This is a genomic window from Luminiphilus sp. nBUS_16 (genome assembly GCF_051201645.1).
In the GTDB taxonomy this organism is placed as follows: domain Bacteria; phylum Pseudomonadota; class Gammaproteobacteria; order Pseudomonadales; family Halieaceae; genus Luminiphilus.
Genome location: NZ_CP179205.1, coordinates 1,187,339 through 1,210,577 on the forward strand (window position 1 = coordinate 1,187,339; position 23,239 = coordinate 1,210,577).

Sequence of the window (23,239 nt, forward strand, 5' to 3'; positions counted from 1 at the left end):
TTTGGGGGTATGCTGTGCACGATTCAACAGTAAAAGGGGCATCTCAGACCCCTTACCGCGTTGGGTTTTTGCTGGTTAACCAGTTCACGTTAATCTCGCTTTCCAGCGCGGTGGAACCCCTGCGTGTGGCTAACCAGCTGGCAGGGCGCGAGTTGTACACTTGGGAGCTACTCGGTGAGGGCCCTGCGATACAGTCTTGCAGCGATGGCTTCGCCGTTAACCTCGACAAAACACTCGCAGATGCTACTGACTACGATCTCGTGATTGTGGTCGGTGGTTTATCAATTGAGCAAAACCTCGAAAGGTCCGTACTCGCGTGGCTGCGTAAGCAAGCACAACGTGGTGTGGTGATTGGATCGGTGTGCACGGGGGCCTATGTGTTGGCAAGCGCGGGCCTGCTCGATGGCTATCAATGCAGTGCTCACTGGGATTGCCTCACAATACTGACGGAGCGATTTCCTCGGGTCGGCTGTAACAACCAACTCTATACCATCGACAGGGATCGCATGACCTGCACAGGCGGAACGATCCCAATGCACATGATACTGGCCATGCTGTCCTCGCGACACCCTCAGGCTTTAGTCGATGCGGTGGCCGATATGTTGATCTGTGAGCGCTACCGTGCCGATGTAGAAATGCAGCTAGTGCCAATGTGGTCAAGAAAAGTCGAAATGCAGCCCAAGCTGAAAGAGGTATTGCAGCTGATGGAGGCAAATCTAGAGGAACCCATATTGCTGCAGGAATTGGCAGACTTCGTACACCTGTCTCGCCGGCAGCTCGAGCGGCTATTTTTAAAGTATTTGCACTGTACGCCCTCGCGCTATTACCTAAAGCTTCGACTTGACCGCGCTCGACGCCTAGTCAAACAGAGTTCACGCTCAATCGTGGAGATCACCTCTATGTGCGGGTTTGTGTCCACGACGCACTTTAGCCGTTGTTACCGCAAGTATATTGGCGTGTCTCCCCGGGTCGACCGACTCAACTGCCAGCCCGATTACCAGTCAGCGGCTAGTGAGCAGTTGTCGGCCTGATTGGGTATAGGTTAGTCCCTGCAGAGGTCTTTGAAGTAAGGCACAGGCTCCTTACTGCTTAAAGTCGGGGCGTAGCTCTAGTAAGCGTTCGAGCCACTGCCTCAAAGTCGAGTGGGGGGGCTTCTTTCACTTTGGACCGGCTGTTGTCACTTTCGTGAAGTGCCGGCTTCGCTAGACGTCAGTAAGCGGTATGGTCCCTGTCACCGATCTCGGTACTCCTAGCGTCAGCTACCAAAGCATCGACGTTGCTCGCGGTCAGTGTCTTCAAAAACTCAACAAGGGCTTCTTGTTCTTCTGCCGTTATGTCTAAAGGTCGAATGCGTTGATCTTGATTGGGATCATGCCCACCGCCTTGAACGTAGAATTTCACGACGTCTTGAAGGCTTTGAATCGAGCCATCGTGCATATAGGGGGCCGTTAACGCGACGTTTCTCAGCGACGGCGTACGGTATCGCCAGCGGTCCTCAGAGCGCCCGGTGACCTCCTGGCGCCCCTTATCGATGAAGGTTTCTGTTTCAACGTCGACCCGAGGTGTCACGAAGATCCCGGGTGCAACCTGCACCTGTCTGGGCATGATTCCCCGTTCCTCGCGCAGCAGGCCTGTGCCGGTGTTATGAAATTGGCCGTCGGTGAAAAGAGCATACTCCTTCGTAAAGGTGTGACATGAATGGCAGCCCTGTTCTTGAAAAATCGCAAAACCCTGCGCAGCCTTGTCACCGAAATCAGCGAGGTTTTCTGATTTTTTTAGAGGCTCAAAATACCAGCGATCAAATGATGAGTTGCCGCTGATAAGGGCGCGCTGATAAGTGGCAAGTGCTCGACCGAGCGTTGCCGTCGTTAAGCCTTCGTCATAGAGCTTTGTGAAGATCGATTGGTAGGCAGGGATTGCCGTTAACCGTGACAGCACAGCTGTCTTTGACGGGTTGGCCATTTCATTGCGTGCCAGTAGCGGTGACCATACTTGCGCTTCAAGGGAATTTTCCCGACCGTCCCAAAATAACGTTGATTGAAACGCTAGGTTGTAGAGTGAAGGTGCATTGCGCCGTCCTCCGCGGCCTTCATCGCCTACAGGGGTCGCCAATTCATTTTGAGTAAAGCCCTGCTCAGGCACGTGACACATGGCGCAGGACAAATTGGCATTGGCAGACAGGCGACGATCAAAGAACAGTTGGCGCCCTAGATCAACTTCTTCGCTGCGCAGGGGGGCAGCTATCCGGGGTAGCCCTAACTGCGGCACACTGGCTTGCTCTGCCAGCGGCAATCGCTGCCCAGACTGCTCAAGTATCGCTTCTGATTGTGTTTTGTACTCCGTGGAGTCGTAGCCGTCCCTGTTGTCGGCCAGTCCCACGCGATGTGTGGCCTGCCCATGGGCAAAAGGCACTAATAGCCCCAGCAAACACAGCATTTTTACGGGCGTCACAGCTTGATTTAAAAGTCCCGTAAAGGGCTGCGATTTTATTTTAGAAAGTGCTAGTCTCATGGTTATAAGGATAAACCATTGGAGTGAAAACTATGAGTCGGATGTTAATTGCCTTACTGGGAATTTTAATGGTGGCTGTAGCCCCGATATCCCTGGCAGATGAGACCTGTATGTCGCCGTATATGGCGAAGATCGTGGGTCAAGAAGACTATGTTTATATCTGGACCTTGGGCATGGAGGATGTCGGCGACGGCGAGGACAAGCTGGTTACCGTTGACGTTAATCCCGATTCAGAGCATTACGGCGAAGTGGTGCACAGCTTGTCAGTGGGTGGCCGCAACGAAGCACACCACTCCGGTTTAACTGATGACCGCCGCTATCTTTGGGCCTCGGGCTTAGACACTAGCAAAATCTTTATCTTCGATATTTACACTGACCCTGCCCAGCCCCGTCTGCATCGCGAAATCGATGATTTCGTGGCAAAAACCGGGGGTATTGTCGGACCCCATACAAACTATGCGTTGCCGGGCCGCATGCTGATAACGGGATTGTCTAACAATCGCGATCATGGCGGACGCACAGGTATGGCCGAGTACACCAACGACGGTGATTTTATTACCAGCGTCTGGATGCCTACCGATGATAACTTGCAGGGTGCGGTTAAGTCGGGGAACTATGCCGATGGCTATGGTTACGATGCGCGAGCACTGCCCCGCAGAAATGTTCTGGTGACGTCCTCATTCACGGGCTGGAACAACTACATGATGAACCTTGGCAAAATGATGGGTGATCCCGAGGCGATGAAGCGCTTTGGTAATACTGTGGTCATTTGGGACTTACATGCTCGCACACCCAAAAAGGTCCTCGATGTTCCGGGTGCACCCTTAGAGCTGCGCTGCGCTTGGGGTTCACGCTCCAACTATTGCTTTACGACTACGGCGCTAACCTCAAAGATTTGGTTGATTTACGAGGATGACGCTGGCGAGTGGCAGTCTAAGCCCGTGGCAGATATCGGTGACGCCAGCAAGATACCGCTGCCGGTAGATATCTCTATCTCGGCCGATGATAACCACCTATGGGTCAACACTTGGAATGATGGTTTGGTGCGGTTGTTTGATATTTCTGATCCCCACGCACCTGAGCAGGTATTTGAAAAGCGTATTGGCGAGCAAATCAACATGGTGTCTCAAAGCTGGGATGGCGAACGCGTGTACTTCACTTCATCGCTGCTCGCTAACTGGGATAAAACCGAGTCTGGTGATGAGAGCGACGTTCAGTACTTCAAGCTCTACAACTGGGATGGGGCAACGCTGACGCCGCAATTTAGTCTCGATTTTGTCGAGATGGGTCTTGGGTCACCGCATCAAATGCGTTTTGGGGCCCATGCACTTTACGGCAACGCACCTGCTAAAACCGGTCACGATGATATGGCCGCACGCTAACGCTATGCGGCAGTGGTTAATTGGCCTGCTAGGGTGGTGTGCGGTATCAGCGTTTGGTGCACCCCACCAACACGAGCCCCCAGTGGTATTGGCGCCAGGGTATGAGGATCTTCAGTTTGAACCCCCGTCTGCGGGCAGCTATCAACTTCCGTCTATGGGTGATGCAGCCGATGGCCTGATACTCAATACCTCGGGTAATGCTGGTCGTTTGCATGACTACTTGGGTGATAAAGCGACGGTGTTGAGTTTTATCTTCACCACCTGCAACGATGTGAACGGCTGTCCCCTTGCGACCTATGTTATGAGCGGTGTTCAAAAGGCCGTCCTAAAAGATCCTGATCTTGTCGATCAAGTCCGTATCGTTAGCTTTAGTTTTGATCCCGAGAAAGACACCCCTTCGGTATTGGGGCGTTACGGTGATCAGTTCAGGGCTGAAGGTTTTGATTGGGAATTTCTTACGACCGCCTCAGAGGATGCTCTTCGACCTACCCTCGATGCCTACGATCAGTGGGTGATTCGAGATTACGATGAAGAGGGTAACTACTTAGGCACCATGTCGCACATATTACGGGTGTACCTGATCGACAGTGATCGACGCATTCGCAATATCTATAGTACGTCTTACTTGCACGCGGATACGGTTGTCAATGACTTGCGAACCCTGCTCATGCAGTAGGCGCGACTTTTGATTGATGCGTAACAACCGGATCGATTTGTAAGCGATGTACCTGCCACGCCAACTTTAAACCGTTATGTTGCTGCACCCGGCGATTGAAAATGGTCTGGCGGGTTTTATGGGAATAGCTAACGCGTATTGGAATTCGGAACGGAGCAGCCCCGTGTGGGTGATCGGCAGTCGTTGTTCTGATGCTGCTCGCCGCAGTCCCAGGCACAATCCCCGTCCTGTAGCGGGGCTAATCAAAGTAGTCAGTGATAAGTAAGGAGTAGATCATGTATATCAACGGACAGTGGCTTGAAGAAGGGCCCACCTTTGAGGTGTACAACCCTGCAACTGGCGTCTCGATAGGTTCGGTAATCGATGTTAGTAACGAGCAAGTTCTAGATGCGGTTGCTGCAGCCGAAGCGGCCTTTCCGGCGTGGTCAAAGACAACCGCTTACGAGCGATCGGCAATTTTGACGCGGTGCCATACCTTAATGATGGAGCGCCAAAGGACGCTGGCCGAGCTTATGACCACCGAGCAGGGCAAGCCCTTAAAAGCGGCGATGAACGAAGTGAAATACGCCGCCGATTTTCTACTGTGGTTTGCTGAAGAGGCCAAGCGTATATACGGCGAGACGATTCCCTCCGCCCGATCAGATCAGCGTTTTTTCGTTCACAAGCAAGCCGTCGGCGTTGTTGCCGCAATTACTCCGTGGAATTACCCCATTTCTATGCTGACTCGGAAGTTGGGCCCAGCTCTGGCAGCAGGATGTACCGCAGTTTTGAAACCGGCAGAGGCTACCCCATTGTGTGCCGTTGCTGTTTTTGAAATTCTGCATGAAGCCGGTTTGCCCGCGGGTGTTGCGAACCTTGTAACGGTCAGCGACCCCAAGCCTGTCGGCGAAATATTCTGTACGCACCGAGCCATTCGTAAGCTGACCTTCACGGGCTCCACCGCTGTAGGGAAATCGCTGGCTCAGGCGGCGGCTCCGCAACTAAAACGTGTATCTATGGAGCTTGGAGGGCATGCGCCTTTTATTGTCTTTGATGATGCTGATCCGGTACACGCCGCTAAGGGTGTTTCCTTGGTTAAGTTCTTGAACACGGGACAGGCCTGTATCAGCCCCAACCGAATTTTTGTCCAGCGAAAAATTCTCGATAGCTTCCTCGACACACTTCAGGGCCGAATTGAGAAACTTCACGCAGGTGACGGCATGGAGCCATCGACCACGATAGGCCCCCTCATTAATCATGCTGCAATTGAAAAAATTGACCGGCAAGTTCAGGATGCCGTCGCCCGGGGCGCTAGTCTCCACAGTGGCGGCCGTCGCCTTACTGAGGACGGTCTCGAAAAGGGCTGCTTTTATTCACCAACCCTTCTCAGCAATGTGTCCTCTGACATGCTGATTTATCGCGAGGAAACCTTTGGACCTGTTGCCGCTGTCATTGCCTTTGATGACGACGATGACGTTGTCGCAATGGCGAACGATACTGACTATGGTCTGGCTGCTTACGTTTACACGCAGAACTTGTCTCGGGCATTACGCACCTTTGAAGCGTTGAATTTTGGCATCATCGGCATCAACGACATCAATCCAACCAGTGCCGCGGCGCCATTTGGTGGTATGAAGGAGAGTGGTTTAGGACGAGAGGGTGCACGGGAGGGGCTAGAGGAGTACCTAGAAACGAAATTGGGGGGACTCAGTATTTAGCATGTTCACCGGCGAGAGGGTTGTGAGCCGCCAGAGGACAGAGGGCCTCTGCAGTGCGTGCACGAGCCCGCTTTAGGGTGGTCCCGCAGTCTTTTGGCTTCGTGGCGAGACCCGCTCGGGGCGGGTCATTACCAGCAGGCGGCCCTGCCTGCCTAAAACTAAACCCCTCAGCCTCGAGCCCGTCCTCGTCGGCGCCGTGCACTTCCGGATTCGGCCTGCTGAGCTCGCACAACTGGCGGTGGAATTTCAGCGAACAGATGTGTGAAAGGGTCAGACTTGTGCGGGAAGGCCATAGCGTCGACAAAGTAGTCTTGAAATTTATCTTCGACGGCAGTTTCGATGCGTTCGGCCCAACGCACAATTTTTTCAATGTGACCGCGACTGTCGCGATCGAGTAGGGCTATGCGTGCTCCCATGCCTGCAGCGTTACCTGCGGCGGAGACATTTTCCAGCGGGCAGTCGGGAATCAATCCCAGCACCATGGCGTGAGATAGGCTGATGTGACTGCCGAAAGCACCGGCGAGGCGGATGCGATCAATTTGCTGGGTGCCCATATGGTCTTGCAGTAACTTAACCCCTGCATACAGGGCGGCTTTGGCCAGTTGAATCTGCCGAATATCGTTTTGGGTCACCGATATATCGGATTGTCCATCGGCACTGGCGGTATGTAAGGTAAAAGACCAAGTTCTACCTGAAGAAAAAATTCGCGGATTCTGCTCGACGAGAGCGCCGTTGATCACACCATCTTCCGAAACAATGCCCGCGAGAAACATCTCCGCAACGGCTTCAATAATGCCCGAGCCACAAATACCGGTGACGCCAATGCTACCGAGTGCTTGCTCGAAGCCGGGTTCGTCAGACCACAGGTCTGATCCAATAATTTTAAAGCGCGGTTCTAGGGTTTCCCTGTCGATGCGGACTCGCTCTATGGCGCCGAAGGTCGCCCTTTGTCCGGAGCTAATTTGCGCGCCCTCAAAGGCGGGGCCTGTAGGCGTGGAGCAAACTAGCATGCGGTCTTTATTACCCAAGACAATCTCAGCGTTGGTGCCGACATCAATGACCAAGGTCATTTCGGTGTCTTGCTCGGGATGTTCTGCCAAGATGACACCGGCTGAGTCAGCACCCACGTGCCCAGCGATACACGGTAAGACGTAGATTCGCCCCCCAGGGTGAATATTGAGGTCCAAATCTCTAGCCCGTAGCTCCAGCGCCTCGGTGGTTGTCAGGGCGAAGGGCGCGCCGCCTAGATTGACGGGATCTATGCCCAACAAAATGTGATGCATGATCGGATTGGCAACTAGCGTTATCTCAAGAATATCTTCGAGGGAACCCGCAACGCCTTCGCTTAGCTCAATAAACAAGTCATTTAGGGCTCGGCGAATGACGGTGGTCATTTCCCCAGCGCCTTCCGGGTGCATCATAATGTATGACACCCGGCTCATCAGGTCTTCACCGAAGCGGATTTGAGGATTCATGACACTTGCAGTACCCAGTACCTCACCGTTGCCTAGATCACACAGATGTGCGGCAACGGTTGTTGATCCCACATCAATAGCGATGCCCCTGGGCGACTCAAATAATCCGGGCCAGACGGCGATAACGTCTCTGGCGTTGTAAACCGCAACAGTAACCGCCTGCTTGCCCTCGATTAATGCCTTCTGTAAGCGCGGCAAGACGGCACCCTCAATCTGCAAGTTCTCGAGATCCCAGTCACGCTTCAGGGCGTCAAGAAGGAGCTGGGCTTCGCCCCTTATATCTTCAAGGCTGGCGGCCTCGACTTCCACATAGTGCAGGCGAGTTGCCGTATTGAGGCGTATGTCTCGATGCTCGGTGTCTTTGCGAATAATTTGGCGGTGCACCTGGCTTTCCGGGGGAACATCAATGACCACATCGTTAACCAGCGTCGCATGACAACTTAAGCGATGGCGCTCTGGGAGTGTCCCTTTGCGATCTTCGAAGCGCGCCTCGGTAGCGCTAAATGGCGACAGGTGCTCGGTATCTGAGGTGAGACCGTGTTTTGGAAAGTGCCCAGACATGCACTCGATGCGACACCGTCCGCAGAGACCTCGGCCGCCGCAGACCGAGTCAATATCTACGCCAAGACTTCTTGCCGCATCGAGGACCGGAGTGCCTTTGGGGAAGCTACCTCGACGCCCCGAGGGCATGAAAAGGATTTTCACCGGTGCATCAGACAAAATTAGGCACTCCTGCGCCGCCCAGTGCGACCGCCGCGTCCACCGCGGCCCGCGCCTTCAGGGGCTGGCTCTCTGTAAGCTTTGATCCAGTTTGCGCAGTTGGGGTCATGCCCCATCATAACGTCGCCACCGCGGACTGCTTGCATAACTTCGGCGTGCAGTGGACTGGTAATGGCTGAGGTCATACCCGCGCCCATTGCCATGGTTAAAAACGCGGCGTTAATGCCATTACGGTTAGGTAGGCCAAAGCTGACGTTGGAGGCACCACAGGTGGTGTTGACCTCAAGTTCCTCTCTAAGGCGGCGCACGAGGTGCATCACCTGAACTCCTGCGGTATTGATCGCGCCGATGGGCATAACCAGAGGGTCGACCACAATGTTGCTGTGATGGATGCCGTAATCAGCAGCGCGTTCAACAATCTTTTTGGCAACAGCGAAGCGCTCATTGGGGTCCTCTGAAATCCCTGTCTCGTCGTTAGAAATAGCGACTACCGCTGCATTATAGCGAGCTACAAGCGGTAGAACACGTTCCAGCACCTCATCTTCACCGGTCACTGAATTTACCAGCGCTTTTCCCTGATAAACAGCGAGGCCAGCTTCCAGAGCTTCTACAATGGAGGAATCAATGCTCAGGGGCACATCGGTGATGGCTTGTACGCGTTGAATTGCCTCGGCAAGAATTGCAGGCTCGTCAGCTAGGGGAATGCCAGCGTTAACGTCGAGCATCTGGGCTCCTGCCGCCACCTGCGCAAGGGCATCAGATTCGACACGGCTGTAGTCTCCGACCTTCATCTCTTCGGCGAGAATTTTACGTCCCGTGGGGTTGATGCGTTCGCCAATAATGACGAAAGGCTGATCAAAGCCGATTCGAACTTCCTTACTCGCTGAGCTCAGGGTGGTTGTGGTCATGTGGCGCTCCTATTGAGAGTCTTGGGGACTCCAGGGCACACGAGTACCCAATACGTTTGATTTTGTAACGATTTCACCAATGCGGTGTTCCTGACGGTAGGCCATCAGATGTATACCGCTGACCCCCTCGATTTCTTGAATTTGCTGCATGAGGTCGATGCACAGATCGACCCCTTCCTGCTTTTGATCCTTGGCGCCGGCTAAACGTTTGATGACGGAATCGGGAATGTGCACACCGGCGACATTTTTGCGGATCCAGTCGGCTGACTTCGCTGAGGCCATAGGCCCAACGCCGGGGAGAATAAACACTTTTTCGTGAAGGCCCATGTCTCGGGTTTTGGCCATAAATAACTTGAGGCGATCAATGTCAAAGCAGTACTGGGTCTGCACAAATTGAGCTCCCGCAGCCACTTTTTTAGCGAGACGCTGGGGTCTGAAGTCTAAGGGCGGCGCGAAAGGATTTGAGGCGCCACCCATAAAGAGCTGAGGCGGTGAGGACAGCTTTCGACCACTGAGAAAGGCGCTGTTATCGCGCATGTGCCGCACCATAGCCAGTGCAGAAATGCTATCCATATCAAACACAGGTTTGGCTTCGGGGTGATCGCCAGATTGCACGCCGTCGCCGCTGAGGCAAAGAATGTTGGCAACCCCCATAGCGGCCGCACCGAGCACGTCACCCTGCATAGAAATGCGGTTTCTGTCCCGGCAAGACATCTGCAAAATCATGGAATAACCCATGCGAGTCAGCAGGGCACAAATGCCCATGCTCGACATATGGCAGTTCGCGCCGGACCCATCAGTGGCGTTAATGGCATCGACAAAGCCGTTGAAATCTCGAGCTCGGGCATAGACCTCGGCAGGATCTGCGGAATCAGGGGGTGCAATCTCAGCGGTAACGGCAAATTGACCCGCTCTAAGCACGCGCTCAAAGCGACCAGGAGAATAGTGGCCTGGGAGAATGGGCAGATTTTCGCCTGCGGCAGGCTCGTCAGCGAAACTCATGCAGATGTCTCCCGTCGCGCTTTTAACGCCTCCAACCAGCTGCTGTGACCTTTGAGGCGGGTATCGACGGGCAGTTGTATCACCTGCAGCCCGTTCTCTGCTTCGCCCATCTGTTGGCTGCCTTCCCAGGCTTTAACCCAAACACAGGTCATCTCGGGTTTGATTTCGCAGCCACCGTTTTGCCTAACGCCGCCGCAGGGGCCGTTGCGCAGGGTTTTGGGACAGTTCATTGGGCAGGCCATCCCCGTTGATCCTAGGGTGCACTGCCCACAAGACTGTGAGTCGAATAAAAATCCTTTTATGAGCCCCTCTACACGAGCGAAAGGCTTATCTAGACGCTCGTAGCCAATACGACGCAACACCGGGTCAAATAAATGCAGTGTCCACGCCAAGACTTCATAGAGTTTATGCAGCCCTTTAGCGTGTCGTACCGACCAATCTCGCGCTGCTTTCACGTGGGTACCTCGTCGAAGCCCTTTTGAGACACGAGGCGCGCAATATCTTCATCGGAATACCGGGCTTCAATTTGTTCGCCGAACTCCTTAGCGATGTCTTTTACTGAGCCTTCAGCCTCGATGGCCGTTGTTACCCGTCGCCACTCCTCAAGGTAGGCATCACTGCCACCTTTTCCGGCTTTCATAGCCGCGCGGTCAATTGCAGCTTGAAAGCGATGGCTCAGCAGGTGCTTGCCACGATCGCGCCCGCGTTTGATTAAAACCTGGGCTGGAATATCACGCCAATAAACATCAATGCGCTGCATGATGAGCTCCGCTAACACGTTGCAAATTAAGGACCTGTCTTTCGAGGTGCTGCCCGAGCTCGCCCATGCCCGTTGTCAGGGTTTCAAAGCGAAGCCCTAAGTAGCTCGCGGCTCGGCGTGCAGCAAGTTGCAGTTGATCATCGTCTTGCTGCGCGAGGTAAACAACCCGTTGATAGTGACCAAAAAACTGGGGCAATAGCTGTGGATGACGGTCGAGCTGTAGGCCCCGGACGACCAGACGATCAAAATGACGCACAAGAAAATCGGTGAGATAAAAGGTACCGGGCTCGGCGTCGGCCAGCGCGTTAAAGCGAGCTTCAGTGGCATAAAAGGAATAGCAGTGGGCACCGGGAAGACGTTCTAGGTTCCAGCGCGCCAAGACCTTGTCTATGCGACCGCCAGTGCCGCAATCGCCATAGGCGACGAAAATTTGATCAAACTGATCGTGATTGTCAGCAATGAGGGTTTCGAGTTTTTCTGGGATTTTATCAGGGTGGTTATGCAACTCGGCGTCGAGACACTTGACCGACAGGTTGCGCCAGGCGTTAGTGCGCTTGAGCCATTCAATCTCTCTTGCAAGTGCTCCACAGGCAATCACAAGCAGTGATGATGGCTCAGGCGCAGTCATCAGGGAACCTGCGCGCTGCGTCGTGCTTGCACAAAACTGACGGCAGTGGTCGCAGCCTCGGCGGCATCTCGGCAGTAGGCGTCGGCGCCGACTGCTTCGCCGAATTCTTCATTAAGCGGTGCACCGCCAACGAGAACAATGTATTTATCTCTCAGCCCTTGGTCTTTCAAAGCGTCGATAACTACTTTCATGTAAGGCATTGTCGTTGTCAGCAGCGCTGACATACCGAGAATATCGGGCTTGTGCTCCTCGAGGGCTGCTAGATAATCCTCGACCGAGTTGTTAATGCCAATATCGTGGACATCAAAGCCAGCGCCTTCCAACATCATGGCCACCAAGTTTTTGCCAATATCGTGAATGTCGCCTTTTACGGTGCCAATGACCATGGTGCCCACGGGTTTTGCGCCGGTCTCAGCGAGAAGTGGGCGCAAAATAGCCATGCCGCCTTTCATCGCGTTGGCCGCGAGCAAGACCTCCGGAACAAACAAAATACCGTCGCGGAAATCGATGCCAACGATAGTCATTCCGTCAACCAGCGCTTTGCTTAAAACCTGTTCCGCAGACCAGCCTCGATCGAGCAGAATATGGGTAGCGGCCTCGATTTCTTCGGTCAGCCCGTCGTAGAGGTCGTCGTGTATCTGAGGAATGAGATCTTCGTCAGAGAGGTCGGCGAGGATGATGTCTTCTTCATCGGACATGTTGGGTGGTCCTCCTTAGGCAGTGATCAGTAATCACGATCTTCGAATGAAGCTTTCCGCTGGCGCATATAGTCCAGCAGGGCCTCATCAATAGCGGGGTCTAGCGCAGGTGCTTCGTAGTCCGCTAGCATTTTTTTCCAAATAACATTGGCCCGCTGGGCGGTGTCAAGACTGCCCTCCGCAGACCACTGCTCGTAGCTATTGCTGTCAGCAACAGTCGAGCGGTAAAAAGCCGTCTCGAAATGCTTGAGCGTGTGAGCTGAGCCAAGAAAGTGTTTGCCCGGGCCGCCTTCCTCAAAGGCGCTCATCGCCTGGGCATCCTCAGAGAGGTCTACACCGTTGAGAAGTACACCAATCATACTGGCCTGATCACAATCCATAATGAATTTTTCATAGCCCATCGCAAGACCGCCTTCGAGCCAGCCTGCGGTATGTAGCATGAAGTTAACCCCGGCTAAGGCCGCGGTTTGCAGCGTATTGGCCGACTCATACGCGGCCTGGGCGTCGGGCAATTTAGAAGCGCAAAGACCGCCACCGCTGCGGAAGGGCACGCCTAGACGCCGGGCAAGGGCCGCCGCGGCATAAATGACCATGCTGGGCTCAGGGGTGCCAAAAGTGGGTGCCCCGGTTGCCATGGAAACTGCGGCAGCAAAGGTGCCAAAGACAACGGGTGCCCCGGGCCTGATGAGCTGCGTGAGCGTAATACCCGCTAAGGCTTCTGCCAAAATTTGCGTGACGGTTCCTGTCACTGTGACTGGCGACATCGCGCCTGCCAAAATAAAGGGTGAAATAACGGTTGCTTGGTTGTTGCGCGCGTACACCTTCAGTGACCCTAGCATCGTGCCGTCAAAGACCATGGGTGAATTGACGTTGATCAGGCTGGTCAGCACGCAGTTTTGATCAACAAACTCATCGCCAAAGACCAGTTTTGCCATATCGACCGAGTCTTGTGCCCGGCTATCCAGCGTCACTGAGCCCATGAGGGGCTTATCGCTGTATTTGAAGTGGCTGTAGACCATGTCGTAGTGGCGCTTATTGACGGGTAGGTCAACGGGCTCACAAACCGTGCCGCCTGAGTGATGCAGGCCGGGCGCCATGTAAGCTAACTTCACGAAGTTGCGAAAATCTTCGATGGTTGCGTATCGGCGCCCTTTGTCTAAGTCATGAACAAAGGGAGGGCCGTAAGCGGGCACCAAGACCGTATTTTTACCGCCAATAGTGACACTGCGTGCGGGGTTACGGGCGTGTTGGGTGTAACTCTTTGGGGCGCTAGCCTGAATGATTGATCGGCAGAGCCCCGGCGCAAAGCGAACGCGGGTGCCATCAACTTCTGCCCCGGCGTTTTTGAAAAGTTCCAAGACCTCAGGGTCATCCAAGAAATCAATGCCAATTTCGGCCAGCAGGCGATCAGCATTGTGTTCGATGAGTTCGAGCGCCTCGGTTGATAGCATCTCGAAATACGGGATCTTGCGTTCGATGAAGGGGGCGCTTGTCGCGACAGTATTGCGCGCTTCGCGACGACCAGCGCGTCCACCACCTTTTCGTCTGGCTCCTCGTTCACTCATTTTAGCAATGATCCTCCTCAAGTCTTGGTTGTGCTGTTTCACCGCGCTTTGCGGGCGCTTTACTCACCGCCATCATGGGTTGGGCTTTTTGTACGCCTAGCCCCCGTTGTGCTTAAGTAAGAGGGCTACTCAAACCGCCAATTTTGTCTGTCTTCTACCCCATTTCAAAGCATCTGGGGTGTACCGGTCAGCCCGTTTGGAGCACCCTAAGAGCGCTCCTTTTTTTGTCTGCCGATTTGCCCTGCATCGCAGGCTCAAAACAAACCAGGAACGCCGCTAATGTCACCCCAATGGCCTTTTGAGACTTGATCTAGACCGACATAGACAGTACCAAAAACGACCTGTTTAGGAGAAAAAAGTTAGCCTGTTTGAGCGCCCTAAAAGGGCACGTGGGTAAGCCACTCGATGGGTTTGTTAAAGATGATATAAGCCGCAATTTTTTTATACCCCAAACCGCTGTGAAACTACGAGCTGTGCACGGTTTCAACTATCCCCTGAGCTCGAGGTTTGATCGATTTGACGCTGCAGTCGGTTCTGGGCGTTGATCACGCTCTGGCGACTCACAATGGGTGTTGCCTTTGTCAGATTTGAGGTGGTTGCAGACTGATTTTGAGGTCTATACTGAATTTAGAAACGACTTTTCTAATTTGTTGGGTAAAAGTCGCGGCATCCTTGAGGGGCTGGTGTTTAACGATGAAAGATTTTGAGACAACGTATGGACCCTGGGCTTTGGTTGCGGGTGCCTCGGAAGGACTGGGCGCCGCATTCGCTGAGTCTTTGGCTGAAAGGGGTTTAAATCTAATTCTGGTAGCCAGACGAGAGCCAGAACTGGTGGCTTTTGCTGGCGTGCTGAGAGATCGCTATGCCGTTGCCGTTGAAACGCAGTCACTAGACCTGGCCGAGCCGGGCTGCGGGGAAAGGTTCATCGCCTCTGTCGAACATGATGTGGGCTTGTTGGTGTGTAACGCCGCTTATTCTGCGGTTGGGCGTTTTCAGGACGTGCCGCTGAACCAGTTACAGCAGATCTTGTCGGTGAATACTGCAGCACCGCTGGCGCTTACTCGAGAGTTGATTCCGCGACTTATCAAGCGTGGCAGTGGCGGGGTGGTATTGATGTCATCTTTATCCGGGGGGCAGGGGAGTGCCAACATCGCTACTTATGCTGCCACTAAGGCCTTTAACACCGTGCTTGCTGAGGGTCTCTGGCAGGAGCTTGGCCGCCAGGGAGTCGATGTGATTGCTTCTTGTGCAGGGGCAATTCGAACCCCTGGCTACCAAAATGCGCAAAGGGGTGGTGAAGCGCCCGGGATTCTTGATGCCCGTGTCGTGGCTGAGGAGACCCTGACTGCGTTGGGGAATACCCCCGTTGTGATCCCCGGACGGCTTAATAAGGTAGTTGGATTTTTGATGCGACGTTTGTTGTCTAGAGCGAAGGCGATACGTTTAATGTCTCAGGGTACCAAGGGGTTACAATAACAATGACAGTTATGGGTTTTTTTACGCCGTTTATTATTTATCTGGGGGTCACCCTTCTACATTATTTTTTACCCGGGCGATGGGTGATCGGATACGTCAACAATCCGAAGACAGGTGAGAAATTGCGCTACCGTCTTAACGGTCGCCTTGTGCTACTGGCCGCTATCGGTCTGTGGTACAGCCTGGGGTATGTAGGGTGGGTGCCTTGGGACTGGCTCTACCAAGTGCGCTGGTCTAGCCTCGCGGGAGCCTGTGTTATAGGTTTGGTTTATTCCCTAGCATCGGTGCTGCCTTTCCCGTCAACCGGCAGAAACTTTGCTGTCGACTTTTTCTTGGGCCGACCTGAGAATCCTCAATTCAAGAATGGACACATAGACGCGAAGATGTGGCTGTATCTCATTGGTGCCGTCATGTTGGCGCTGAATGTTCTGAGTTTCGCGGCGTATCACCATCTTACTTACGAGGGCGAGTCGTCCACTGGCATCTTTGTAAGTGCCGCACTGCTGATCTATTTCATTCTGGATTACCTCACCTTCGAAAAAGTACACCTTTACACCTACGATATTTTTGCCGAACGGGTGGGCTTCAAATTGGGCTGGGGCTGCCTTACGTTTTATCCCTATTTTTACACCATAGCGCTTTGGTCAACCGTCGATCTGCCTAATCCCGAGCAACCGGGTTGGTGGCCCTATCTGAGCATTGCGGTGTTTCTTTGCGGCTGGTGTCTTGCCCGTGGCGCAAATATGCAAAAATTTTATTTCAAAATTCAGCCCGATCAGGCGTTTTTGGGGATTAGCCCGCAAACGGTTACCGATGGCGAGCGAACTCTTTTGGTCAACGGATTTTGGGGGCTAAGCCGACACATCAACTACTTGGGTGAGGTCCTCATGGCCAGCGGCATAGCCCTTGCCGTAGGCTACCCCGGGGCCATTTGGCCATGGCTCTACCCGCTTTATTACGTTGTACTTTTGTTTCCTCGAGAGCGCGACGACGACCGGCGTTGCGCGGCCAAATACGGCCCCCTCTGGCAGCAGTACACCCAACGGGTAAAGCACCGCATTATCCCGTTTATTTATTGAGCAACGAGTGTCTGCGCTTGGCTAAGCGGGGTTGCTAGTAGACTTCTACCCTTCGAAACGTTAGGTGTGCGCAGGTCTCTTTGCGCGCCGTTACCAGCGCGAGTTACCCACGCTATGGCGAGGTTGAGACGACTTTAGGCAGCTTAGTGAAGGCATAAGCGGCTGCAGCTCCAATGAGCGCAGTGCCCAGCAAACACATAAACATATATTGAAACCCCAGCAGGCCGGGGTTGCTGTCGATTAAATACCCCGCAATAGCAGCCACATAAACATCGGGGGTATAGCCAATAATCGACACAACGCCCACCGCGGTACCCGTCATCCCCAGTGGAATTTGGCCTTCTTCAAACAGTGCAAAGTAAAGACTGCGAAGCCCAAAAATGGCAATGCCAGTCACAGCGGTGTTGGCCAATATATAACTAAAACTGCCCATTTCCTGGCCTGTGAACGCGAACAAGCTGTGGCTGATGATTAAGATAACGAAGCAGATAACGGTCATTTTAGACACGCCAAAACGATCTGCCATAAGCCCTAATAGCAACGCCGCTAGCGGTCTTGTCCAAGCCCCTAGTGTCACAATCTGTGCCGCTTCAATTTCATCGATCCCGTACCCTCGAACGGCAAACAACGCGTACTGATCGAAGGCCTTATAACTCGTGTAAGCGCAAACCAAAATAATTGTTTGCAGCCAGACCGCAGGAAAGCGCATCACTTCCCAGAAGTGGCCAAATATAGTGGCATGCACTGAGGCGCTGACCTCAGGGAGGCTGCGCAGCGTGAACCAGACCAAAACGCCGGTCAGAGCCGTAACGGCGGTATAGCCTAGAATAATCTGTTGCAGCGCCACCCGTTTATCGGCGGCACTCGCCAATTCGTATCCCTCTGGAAAAGCCATGGAAAACAACAGCACTCCCAGCGATGCAAGCACCGCCGCGAGTAAACCCCGACCTCCATCAAGGACGCCGTAGGCAAGACCTTGTTGAGACATCCCGCCCCAGCTTCGCGTTGCTTTTATTAAAGCTGCCCAGAAAAACAAAATAGTGGACAGGCCGAAGAAGCCCCAAACCATCATGGCGCCGTAATAGCCCGGGAGTGTTGCCAGATAAAGTCCGCCTAGGGCGGTTAGCCAGAGTGAAACCGCCAGTAGTTTACGGGCAGGGAAACGGTCGGCAAGGGGGCCACCAAAAAAGTAAGCGGCCATGGCGACAACCCCATAAGCGGCCTGAGCGACTCCCAGCTCCGTGGCAGACAGGCCAAAAACTTCGAGTACGGTTGGGCGAAAGAAACGTGTGACGTGATAGGGCAGGGTGAAGATGGCTTCGCCTGCCATAATAAGGGACACCATGATGAGCCAGCGCTGAAAGTGAGTTTGCGACATGGTGAAATTAAGCCTCGGGTTGGAAAGCGTTGAGAAATGATTTTCAATGTTGCGGCTATACTGCCGCGGCGGGTTGGTGGCGCGCAATTATAAATCTATCGACTGCGTTTATTTTTGTGGTTGCGACGCTACATCGTTGTCCGTAATCTTTTAAAACTTGCAGTTTTTTGCTCTGTTTATCGGGAAACGGCTATGAATGAAGCGTTGGTAAGAATCCAGTCTGAGGGTCCTGTTCTTTGGATTACCCTGAATCAGGGAAAAAGCCGCAATCCACTATCGTCTCAGATGATCGCGAGCCTAACTCAAGCCTTAGCTGCGGGCTATGAAGACGACAGCTGTCGAGTGATTGTACTGGCAGCCGAAGGCCCTGTTTTTAGCTCAGGGCACGACTTAAAAGAAATGCAGCCTTCAGAGGGCGAAGACCGTGGCGCTGTGAGAACGCGTATTGCGAATATTCTCGAAAACTGCGCAGCGCTTATGCAGGGCATTGTTCAAGCACCCAAGCCGGTTATCGCTTGTGTTCAAGGCACAGCGACAGCCGCGGGTTGCCAGTTGGTGTCGGCATGTGACTTGGCCATTGCGGCCAGTGATGCACATTTTTGTACGCCTGGAGTAAATGTCGGCGCATTTTGCACGACACCCTTGGTGGGTATTGGCCGCAATCTGTCTCGCAAACACGCGATGGAAATGGCCTTAACTGGCGATATGTTTTCTGCAGACGAAGCCATTAAGTTTGGTTTGATCAATCGTCACGTTGCGCCTGAGGCACTCCACGCGGAAACGGCGGCCCTGGCGCAAAAAATTGCTTCACGCTCAGCGCAAAGTATTCGCGGCGGCAAAGCTGCTTTTTACCGGCAAATAGAAATGCCCCTCGCGGATGCTTTTGACTACGCCAACCAAGTTATGCTCGAGGGCATGACGGGTGGTGCTGATGCCGAGGAAGGACGGATGGCTTTTATCGAGAAACGATCCCCCGTTTGGCATCAAGAATAAGCCTACTTTCCATTGAATAGAGCCTAGGGCATACGATCGTTGTCCGGTCGCATCTGATGACGGTCTTACGCTGTTACAGTCAGGGCTGGACTGAGTGAGCCTCTGTGGGTTCCTGATGATTTTTAGAGAGGCGCAGCATAAGTATTGCGGCGCGTTTGATGGCGAGGGCCATCGAGTCGAGCTGCAAGCTCTCATTCGGTGTATGACCGCCTTTGCCCAGGGCGCCTAGCCCCGCCAGCGCGTCGGTATAAGGCGCCACGAACGCTATGTCAGCGGCCCCTCGGCGCAGGGGGTCCCAAATTTTCATGGCATCACGCCCCAAGTCTTGATTCACCTCCGAGAAGGCAAGCGCAAGTGCCCTGTTGCCCTCCGTTGGCGCCATGGGCGGATAGCTGTCGTCAAAATTTAGAGTCGCTTCAGTGTGAGGTAGATGCGCGGCGACAATCGTTTGCATACGCTGTTTGGCGCCTTTTAGCTGTTCTACTGAGAGTGCTCGAATACCTCCATGAACGATGGTTTGGCTGGGTACCACGTTAGTTTTTCCAAAGGTGGTGCCGCGATTTTTTGCAGCGTCATAAGTCACTGCAGTGCCGCCCTGAATATTGCCGGCATTAAAAGTCAGGCCATAGTCACCACGGACTTCCGTGTAAAAAGCATTGAGAATACGTGCCGTTTCGTTAATGGCGCCCGCGCCGACGTCGCCGCTGAAGATGGCAGAGGAGTGCGCCTGACGCCCCGAAACGTTAAGTGTCCAACTACTCGAGCTGCGACGGGCAATGGTTGCCCAGTCACTGCCCTCGGTCGTAATGGCGCCCTCAAAGCCCAGCGCGATATCGGCCCACTGGCCAGCCTCCAGTAAATCCCTTCGGGAAATAGCAAGGGGGCGTCCTGGCTTCTCTTCGTCTCCGGTATAGGCCACTGTCACAGCCATGCCCTCAAGGGCGCCAATGTGATCAAGCGCTTTTAAGGCATAAACGATCACCGCATTGCCCGACTTCATATCGCTAATGCCGGGCCCCTCCGCAGTGTTACCTGTGCGGCTAAACGCTTGGAATTGGTCGTCGGCTTCGAATACGGTATCGAGATGCCCAATAAGCAGCAATCGGGTGCCCGAGCCCTTGTTTTCTGCGAACAAATGGCCAGCGCGATTGACTGTCTCGGGCATATCGATCCAGCGAACACTGAGGTCGAGGGCGCTCAGCTCACGGGCCATAACATCACCTACGGCTCGCACGCCTTCGTGATTCATGGTGCCACTACCAATGTTAACGGTCTCTGCCAAAAGCGCTATGGCGTCTTCTTGATGTTGGTCTACCCAGTCACTAATGGCTTGTTCATTGTCGGACAGCGCTGCGGCTTTGAAGGACAGGCCAATAAGTGCCAGAAGCATGATCTGCAGCAAGGGAGTTCGCATGGTTGCGGGCCTCTAAAGGTTTCGGTGCTTTAATGGTTTTCTCTGAGCGGGACGCACTCACTCAAAAATATCTAGGTCCTCAGCAAGGATCACCTCGCCGTCGTATTGCGACTTTACCTCCTGAAGCACGATTTCATCTTCGAGACCAAAGACCAATACATGATACAAAACGAGTAACTTTGGCTTTGCTCGAGATGCCAGCGTCGCGAGCTCATAACTGGTGGTGTGGTTGCTGCGGTGGTAGCGCTGCCAAAATGCTGAGCGCTGACTCAAAGCGGTTTCGGAGACAACTTCGTGAATCAATATGTCGGCGCCTGTTGCCATGGCTTCCAGTTTAGGGTCGTAGGCGGCGTCACCCGAAATAACAATCACTTTATCGGGAGTCGTAAACCGGTAGCCAAAGGCATTGGGCCAAGTCCCATGCTTGACCTTGAATGCCTCAACGGTGATTAGCTCGTCGGTGTAAACGATACCCTCTTCAATTTCGTGGGAATTTATTTTCCAGCCAGATGTGGTCGCAGGCTCCAAACCATAGAGCCGGTATCGATTGTCCTCTTCCCAGGCGGCAGCAACATTGCTTGCCATCGCTGTCGTGCCCGGGGGGCCGTAAAGTTCAAAAGGCTTTTCGCGACCGTGAGTCCAACTGGTGTAAACCAAATCCGGCAGCCCAGAAGAATGGTCGTGATGCAAATGAGTGAGAAAAGCGATGCCCAGCTGGTCTACATTGAGTGCGTTGAGAGGGCCACCATACTCCTTCGATACGGCAGCAGCCCTGCGAACGACGCCGGGTCCAAAATCGACAATGTAGGCTTTGCCATTGACCACAATAGCGGTTGCGGGACCGGAACGGTTGGGTGTCGGTATCGGTGTCCCCGTACCCAACATCACAACTTGCGTGCGCGCCAGCGAGTTTGACGATACGAGGGCGAGTAAGACAAAGAGCGCCAGTGTCCGCATGGTTTGCCTCCTTGGGCGCCAGAAAATCTCGTCGCTCGCCAACCGTAACCTGCGGGTATGGGTGCGGTGGGTGGCAGTGGGTAATTAGGCTAAAGATTCCGGGCTTGGTTTACCAGCACAACCTAGATTCTTTCTGAGGCAACAATTGTTAGCAATTAGCGTAATAAAAGCCGATGGGTTTGACACGTTTAAAGGGGTGCCTATGGACTATCTGCGTGGGCGTTGTGCTCTATCGAATACGGCACGAGTTTCCTCTGAGTGAGTGATATCCATAAATTATTTAAAATTATCGCAAATTGATGCTGTTTATGACGCAGAAAACACGGATACTTTTGTTGGTCTGCGCCGCGCTGATCTCAGCATAATGCGGCAAATCATCATTTGCGGGGTAAAAAATGAAAGTTGAAGTGCGCGCCTTGTGCATTGTGTTGGCGCTGATGTCCCCCGGGGTATTTGCGACGAGTGATGCCGACCGTATTCAGCAGCTAGAAGAGCAGCTGAGAAACCAACAACAGGTACTTGAGGCCATGCAGGCTGAGCTGCAGCGGCTGAAGGCTGATGTCGTGGGTGCCGGCGATAGTGAGCCACTGGTGGTTACGTCACTGGAGGAAGACGCATCAGTTGCGCCCTCAACAGCAGTGTCTGCAACGACGGTTGAGAGCGAACCGTCATCTTCCGCCCAGCTTTATGGTTTTGTCATGGCCGACATGATCTATGACTTCAAGCGGGTTGATCCCAACTGGAACGATACGCTTCGTGTCAGCACAATTCCAACTGATGCGGGCCAATTCGGTCAGGATGGTGAGTTTATTTTTGGTGTTAGGCAGTCCCGCCTAGGCATCAAAGGCAACTACGGTGATGACGTCACCTACCTCCTTGAGGCCGAATTATTCGGGGTCGGGGGGATGAGGGGCAGACGACTCCGCGCTTGCGGCATGCTTGGGCAACCTACAAGCAAGTGGGTGTCGGTCAAACCTGGTCTAACTTTATGGATGCCGATATTTTCCCCAATACCATCGATTACTGGGGTCCCACTGGTATGGTTTTTTATAGAAACCAACAGGCGCGGTATACCTTTCCTTTAGGGGAAGATGAATTTGCTATCGCTCTGGAGGATCCATCCACCGCTTTGACCGTCGGCAGATTTAGAGACGTCAACTCTTGTGAGCTGAATTCATCAGCCTACGATTGCGAATCTACTGGCTCGACAGCGGCTGACATTTACCAGGCCCATAATGATGTGCCTGATCTAAGCCTGAGGTATCGCAACAACGGTAACTTTGGTCATTATCAAGTAGCGGCCATGTTTCGAGAACTCGGTTACGAGCGGCTGGACACCGGTGAGCAAAACAGCGAGTTTGGGTGGGGTGTCAACTTGAGTGCTGGGATCAAAACCTTCAACAGCGACGTGTTGAAGTTACAGCTTGTTTACGGCGAGGGCATTGGTAACTACATGAACGATGGCGGCATCGACATTGCTCCGTCCACCAACAACCTCAATACGGCGACAGCTGAGGCAGTGCCACTGCTGGGTATCAGCGCCTATTACGATCACTACTGGAATGAGCAGTGGTCGACCTCCATCGGCTGGTCAATGAACGATCTCGATAACAGTGCGGGTCAGTCAGGATCTGAGTTTGCCAAAGGCCAAATAGCGCAAATCAACTTACTCCATACACCTCGAGACAACGTGATGTTCGGGACTGAAATTATTTGGGGTGAGCGTGAAGACGTGGATGGTGCAACCGGCGACGATTACCGCATTCAGTTCTCACTCAAGGTGGGCTTTGACTCGGGCAATTTTCTGCGGGGCATGTGAGCTGAACAGAGCTGCTGAACTTGTGCAGTGAACGAAACGGCGAGATTTGAAACTGAATGGCTAGGTGCAGAAAGTACAACGCACTCCTGCTGTTCTGACTA

Annotated in this window: 21 protein-coding genes; 9 read left to right on the top strand and 12 right to left on the bottom strand. The window is 53.5% G+C overall.

All coding sequences use genetic code 11. The features are described from left to right. The first annotated feature begins 14 nt into the window (after positions 1-14). The gene (locus ACMAY6_RS05265; protein ID WP_435215061.1) at positions 15-1,031 is read left to right on the top strand and encodes a GlxA family transcriptional regulator; all 1,017 of its coding nucleotides are present in this window, start codon (positions 15-17) and stop codon (positions 1,029-1,031) included. Between the two features lie 178 nt (positions 1,032-1,209). On the opposite strand, the gene ACMAY6_RS05270 is transcribed toward ACMAY6_RS05265, so the two are convergent. Next, entirely contained in the window at positions 1,210-2,451 is a 1,242-nt protein-coding gene (locus ACMAY6_RS05270) for a cytochrome-c peroxidase (protein ID WP_435215063.1), read from the bottom strand. A 92-nt stretch (positions 2,452-2,543) separates the two neighbouring features. Between ACMAY6_RS05270 and ACMAY6_RS05275 the strand changes: the two genes are divergently transcribed. The 3 genes from ACMAY6_RS05275 to ACMAY6_RS05285 all read left to right on the top strand — a co-directional run bounded on the left by ACMAY6_RS05275 (position 2,544) and on the right by ACMAY6_RS05285 (position 6,266). Continuing rightward, a complete protein-coding gene (locus ACMAY6_RS05275) occupies positions 2,544-3,893 on the top strand; it encodes a selenium-binding protein SBP56-related protein (protein WP_435215064.1) in 1,350 nt (449 codons plus the stop codon). A gap of 4 nt (positions 3,894-3,897) precedes the next feature. Next, on the top strand, positions 3,898-4,569 hold the full coding sequence (locus ACMAY6_RS05280) for an SCO family protein (protein ID WP_435215066.1): 672 nt from the start codon (positions 3,898-3,900) through the stop codon (positions 4,567-4,569). A 275-nt stretch (positions 4,570-4,844) separates the two neighbouring features. Continuing rightward, positions 4,845-6,266, top strand: coding sequence for an NAD-dependent succinate-semialdehyde dehydrogenase (locus tag ACMAY6_RS05285; RefSeq protein ID WP_435215067.1), 1,422 nt, complete (start codon positions 4,845-4,847; stop codon positions 6,264-6,266). A gap of 167 nt (positions 6,267-6,433) precedes the next feature. Here the strand turns inward: ACMAY6_RS05285 and ACMAY6_RS05290 are convergent, their stop codons facing one another. Genes ACMAY6_RS05290 through ACMAY6_RS05325 form a run of 8 tightly spaced genes read right to left on the bottom strand, consistent with a single transcriptional unit; the run spans position 6,434 to position 14,022 of the window. Then, positions 6,434-8,461, bottom strand: a complete 2,028-nt coding sequence (locus ACMAY6_RS05290; RefSeq protein WP_435215069.1) for an ASKHA domain-containing protein — start codon at positions 8,459-8,461, stop codon at positions 6,434-6,436. A gap of 2 nt (positions 8,462-8,463) precedes the next feature. Further along, on the bottom strand, positions 8,464-9,369 hold the full coding sequence (locus ACMAY6_RS05295) for a dihydropteroate synthase (RefSeq protein ID WP_435215071.1): 906 nt from the start codon (positions 9,367-9,369) through the stop codon (positions 8,464-8,466). Positions 9,370-9,378: 9 nt separating this feature from the next. Next, the gene (locus ACMAY6_RS05300; protein WP_435215073.1) at positions 9,379-10,371 is read right to left on the bottom strand and encodes a methylenetetrahydrofolate reductase; all 993 of its coding nucleotides are present in this window, start codon (positions 10,369-10,371) and stop codon (positions 9,379-9,381) included. Beyond that, a complete protein-coding gene (locus ACMAY6_RS05305) occupies positions 10,368-10,826 on the bottom strand; it encodes a methylenetetrahydrofolate reductase C-terminal domain-containing protein (protein ID WP_435215074.1) in 459 nt (152 codons plus the stop codon). Before ACMAY6_RS05305 ends, ACMAY6_RS05300 begins: the two co-directional genes overlap by 4 nt. Then, positions 10,823-11,131, bottom strand: coding sequence for a virulence factor (locus ACMAY6_RS05310; protein ID WP_435215075.1), 309 nt, complete (start codon positions 11,129-11,131; stop codon positions 10,823-10,825). The genes ACMAY6_RS05305 and ACMAY6_RS05310 overlap by 4 nt, the downstream gene beginning before the upstream one ends. Then, on the bottom strand, positions 11,118-11,759 hold the full coding sequence (locus ACMAY6_RS05315) for a DUF1638 domain-containing protein (RefSeq protein ID WP_435215076.1): 642 nt from the start codon (positions 11,757-11,759) through the stop codon (positions 11,118-11,120). The genes ACMAY6_RS05310 and ACMAY6_RS05315 overlap by 14 nt, the downstream gene beginning before the upstream one ends. Then, entirely contained in the window at positions 11,759-12,457 is a 699-nt protein-coding gene (locus tag ACMAY6_RS05320) for a corrinoid protein (protein WP_435215078.1), read from the bottom strand. Before ACMAY6_RS05320 ends, ACMAY6_RS05315 begins: the two co-directional genes overlap by 1 nt. Positions 12,458-12,483: 26 nt before the next feature. Then, positions 12,484-14,022, bottom strand: a complete 1,539-nt coding sequence (locus ACMAY6_RS05325; RefSeq protein WP_435215080.1) for a trimethylamine methyltransferase family protein — start codon at positions 14,020-14,022, stop codon at positions 12,484-12,486. Positions 14,023-14,715: 693 nt separating this feature from the next. On the opposite strand from ACMAY6_RS05325, the gene ACMAY6_RS05330 reads away from it, so the two are divergent. After that, positions 14,716-15,498 (top strand): SDR family NAD(P)-dependent oxidoreductase, encoded by a 783-nt coding sequence (locus ACMAY6_RS05330; RefSeq protein WP_435215082.1) that lies wholly within the window; start codon positions 14,716-14,718, stop codon positions 15,496-15,498. Between the two features lie 2 nt (positions 15,499-15,500). Continuing rightward, entirely contained in the window at positions 15,501-16,577 is a 1,077-nt protein-coding gene (locus ACMAY6_RS05335; RefSeq protein WP_435215084.1) for a DUF1295 domain-containing protein, read from the top strand. A 112-nt stretch (positions 16,578-16,689) separates the two neighbouring features. Here ACMAY6_RS05335 and ACMAY6_RS05340 read toward each other — a convergent pair whose 3' ends face one another. Beyond that, positions 16,690-17,955 (bottom strand): MFS transporter, encoded by a 1,266-nt coding sequence (locus ACMAY6_RS05340; RefSeq protein ID WP_435215086.1) that lies wholly within the window; start codon positions 17,953-17,955, stop codon positions 16,690-16,692. Between the two features lie 192 nt (positions 17,956-18,147). Between ACMAY6_RS05340 and ACMAY6_RS05345 the strand changes: the two genes are divergently transcribed. Beyond that, the gene (locus ACMAY6_RS05345) at positions 18,148-18,948 is read left to right on the top strand and encodes an enoyl-CoA hydratase (RefSeq protein ID WP_435215088.1); all 801 of its coding nucleotides are present in this window, start codon (positions 18,148-18,150) and stop codon (positions 18,946-18,948) included. A gap of 79 nt (positions 18,949-19,027) precedes the next feature. Here ACMAY6_RS05345 and ACMAY6_RS05350 read toward each other — a convergent pair whose 3' ends face one another. Together ACMAY6_RS05350 and ACMAY6_RS05355 are read right to left on the bottom strand one after the other, a co-directional pair. Next, on the bottom strand, positions 19,028-20,362 hold the full coding sequence (locus tag ACMAY6_RS05350; protein ID WP_435215089.1) for a M20/M25/M40 family metallo-hydrolase: 1,335 nt from the start codon (positions 20,360-20,362) through the stop codon (positions 19,028-19,030). A gap of 57 nt (positions 20,363-20,419) precedes the next feature. Then, entirely contained in the window at positions 20,420-21,319 is a 900-nt protein-coding gene (locus ACMAY6_RS05355) for an MBL fold metallo-hydrolase (protein ID WP_435215091.1), read from the bottom strand. 395 nt (positions 21,320-21,714) lie between these two features. Here ACMAY6_RS05355 and ACMAY6_RS05360 point away from each other — a divergent pair, with 395 nt between their 5' ends. Together ACMAY6_RS05360 and ACMAY6_RS05365 are read left to right on the top strand one after the other, a co-directional pair. Then, on the top strand, positions 21,715-22,404 hold the full coding sequence (locus ACMAY6_RS05360; RefSeq protein WP_435215093.1) for a hypothetical protein: 690 nt from the start codon (positions 21,715-21,717) through the stop codon (positions 22,402-22,404). Then, the gene (locus ACMAY6_RS05365; protein ID WP_435215095.1) at positions 22,308-23,138 is read left to right on the top strand and encodes a hypothetical protein; all 831 of its coding nucleotides are present in this window, start codon (positions 22,308-22,310) and stop codon (positions 23,136-23,138) included. Before ACMAY6_RS05360 ends, ACMAY6_RS05365 begins: the two co-directional genes overlap by 97 nt. Positions 23,139-23,239 lie beyond the last annotated feature (101 nt).

Bases quoted from the DNA above. Each gene is read 5' to 3' on its own strand.
- ACMAY6_RS05340 (WP_435215086.1), bottom strand. From the start codon at position 17,955: ATGTCGCAAACTCACTTTCAGCGCTGGCTCATCATGGTGTCCCTTATT.
- ACMAY6_RS05295 (WP_435215071.1), bottom strand. From the start codon at position 9,369: ATGACCACAACCACCCTGAGCTCAGCGAGTAAGGAAGTTCGAATCGGC.
- ACMAY6_RS05335 (WP_435215084.1), top strand. From the start codon at position 15,501: ATGACAGTTATGGGTTTTTTTACGCCGTTTATTATTTATCTGGGGGTC.
- ACMAY6_RS05285 (WP_435215067.1), top strand. From the start codon at position 4,845: ATGTATATCAACGGACAGTGGCTTGAAGAAGGGCCCACCTTTGAGGTG.
- ACMAY6_RS05350 (WP_435215089.1), bottom strand. From the start codon at position 20,362: ATGCGAACTCCCTTGCTGCAGATCATGCTTCTGGCACTTATTGGCCTG.
- ACMAY6_RS05330 (WP_435215082.1), top strand. From the start codon at position 14,716: ATGAAAGATTTTGAGACAACGTATGGACCCTGGGCTTTGGTTGCGGGT.
- ACMAY6_RS05310 (WP_435215075.1), bottom strand. From the start codon at position 11,131: ATGCAGCGCATTGATGTTTATTGGCGTGATATTCCAGCCCAGGTTTTA.
- ACMAY6_RS05300 (WP_435215073.1), bottom strand. From the start codon at position 10,371: ATGAGTTTCGCTGACGAGCCTGCCGCAGGCGAAAATCTGCCCATTCTC.
- ACMAY6_RS05355 (WP_435215091.1), bottom strand. From the start codon at position 21,319: ATGCGGACACTGGCGCTCTTTGTCTTACTCGCCCTCGTATCGTCAAAC.
- ACMAY6_RS05320 (WP_435215078.1), bottom strand. From the start codon at position 12,457: ATGTCCGATGAAGAAGACATCATCCTCGCCGACCTCTCTGACGAAGAT.
- ACMAY6_RS05315 (WP_435215076.1), bottom strand. From the start codon at position 11,759: ATGACTGCGCCTGAGCCATCATCACTGCTTGTGATTGCCTGTGGAGCA.
- ACMAY6_RS05280 (WP_435215066.1), top strand. From the start codon at position 3,898: ATGCGGCAGTGGTTAATTGGCCTGCTAGGGTGGTGTGCGGTATCAGCG.
- ACMAY6_RS05325 (WP_435215080.1), bottom strand. From the start codon at position 14,022: ATGAGTGAACGAGGAGCCAGACGAAAAGGTGGTGGACGCGCTGGTCGT.
- ACMAY6_RS05365 (WP_435215095.1), top strand. From the start codon at position 22,308: ATGGATGCCGATATTTTCCCCAATACCATCGATTACTGGGGTCCCACT.
- ACMAY6_RS05275 (WP_435215064.1), top strand. From the start codon at position 2,544: ATGAGTCGGATGTTAATTGCCTTACTGGGAATTTTAATGGTGGCTGTA.
- ACMAY6_RS05345 (WP_435215088.1), top strand. From the start codon at position 18,148: ATGAATGAAGCGTTGGTAAGAATCCAGTCTGAGGGTCCTGTTCTTTGG.
- ACMAY6_RS05360 (WP_435215093.1), top strand. From the start codon at position 21,715: ATGAAAGTTGAAGTGCGCGCCTTGTGCATTGTGTTGGCGCTGATGTCC.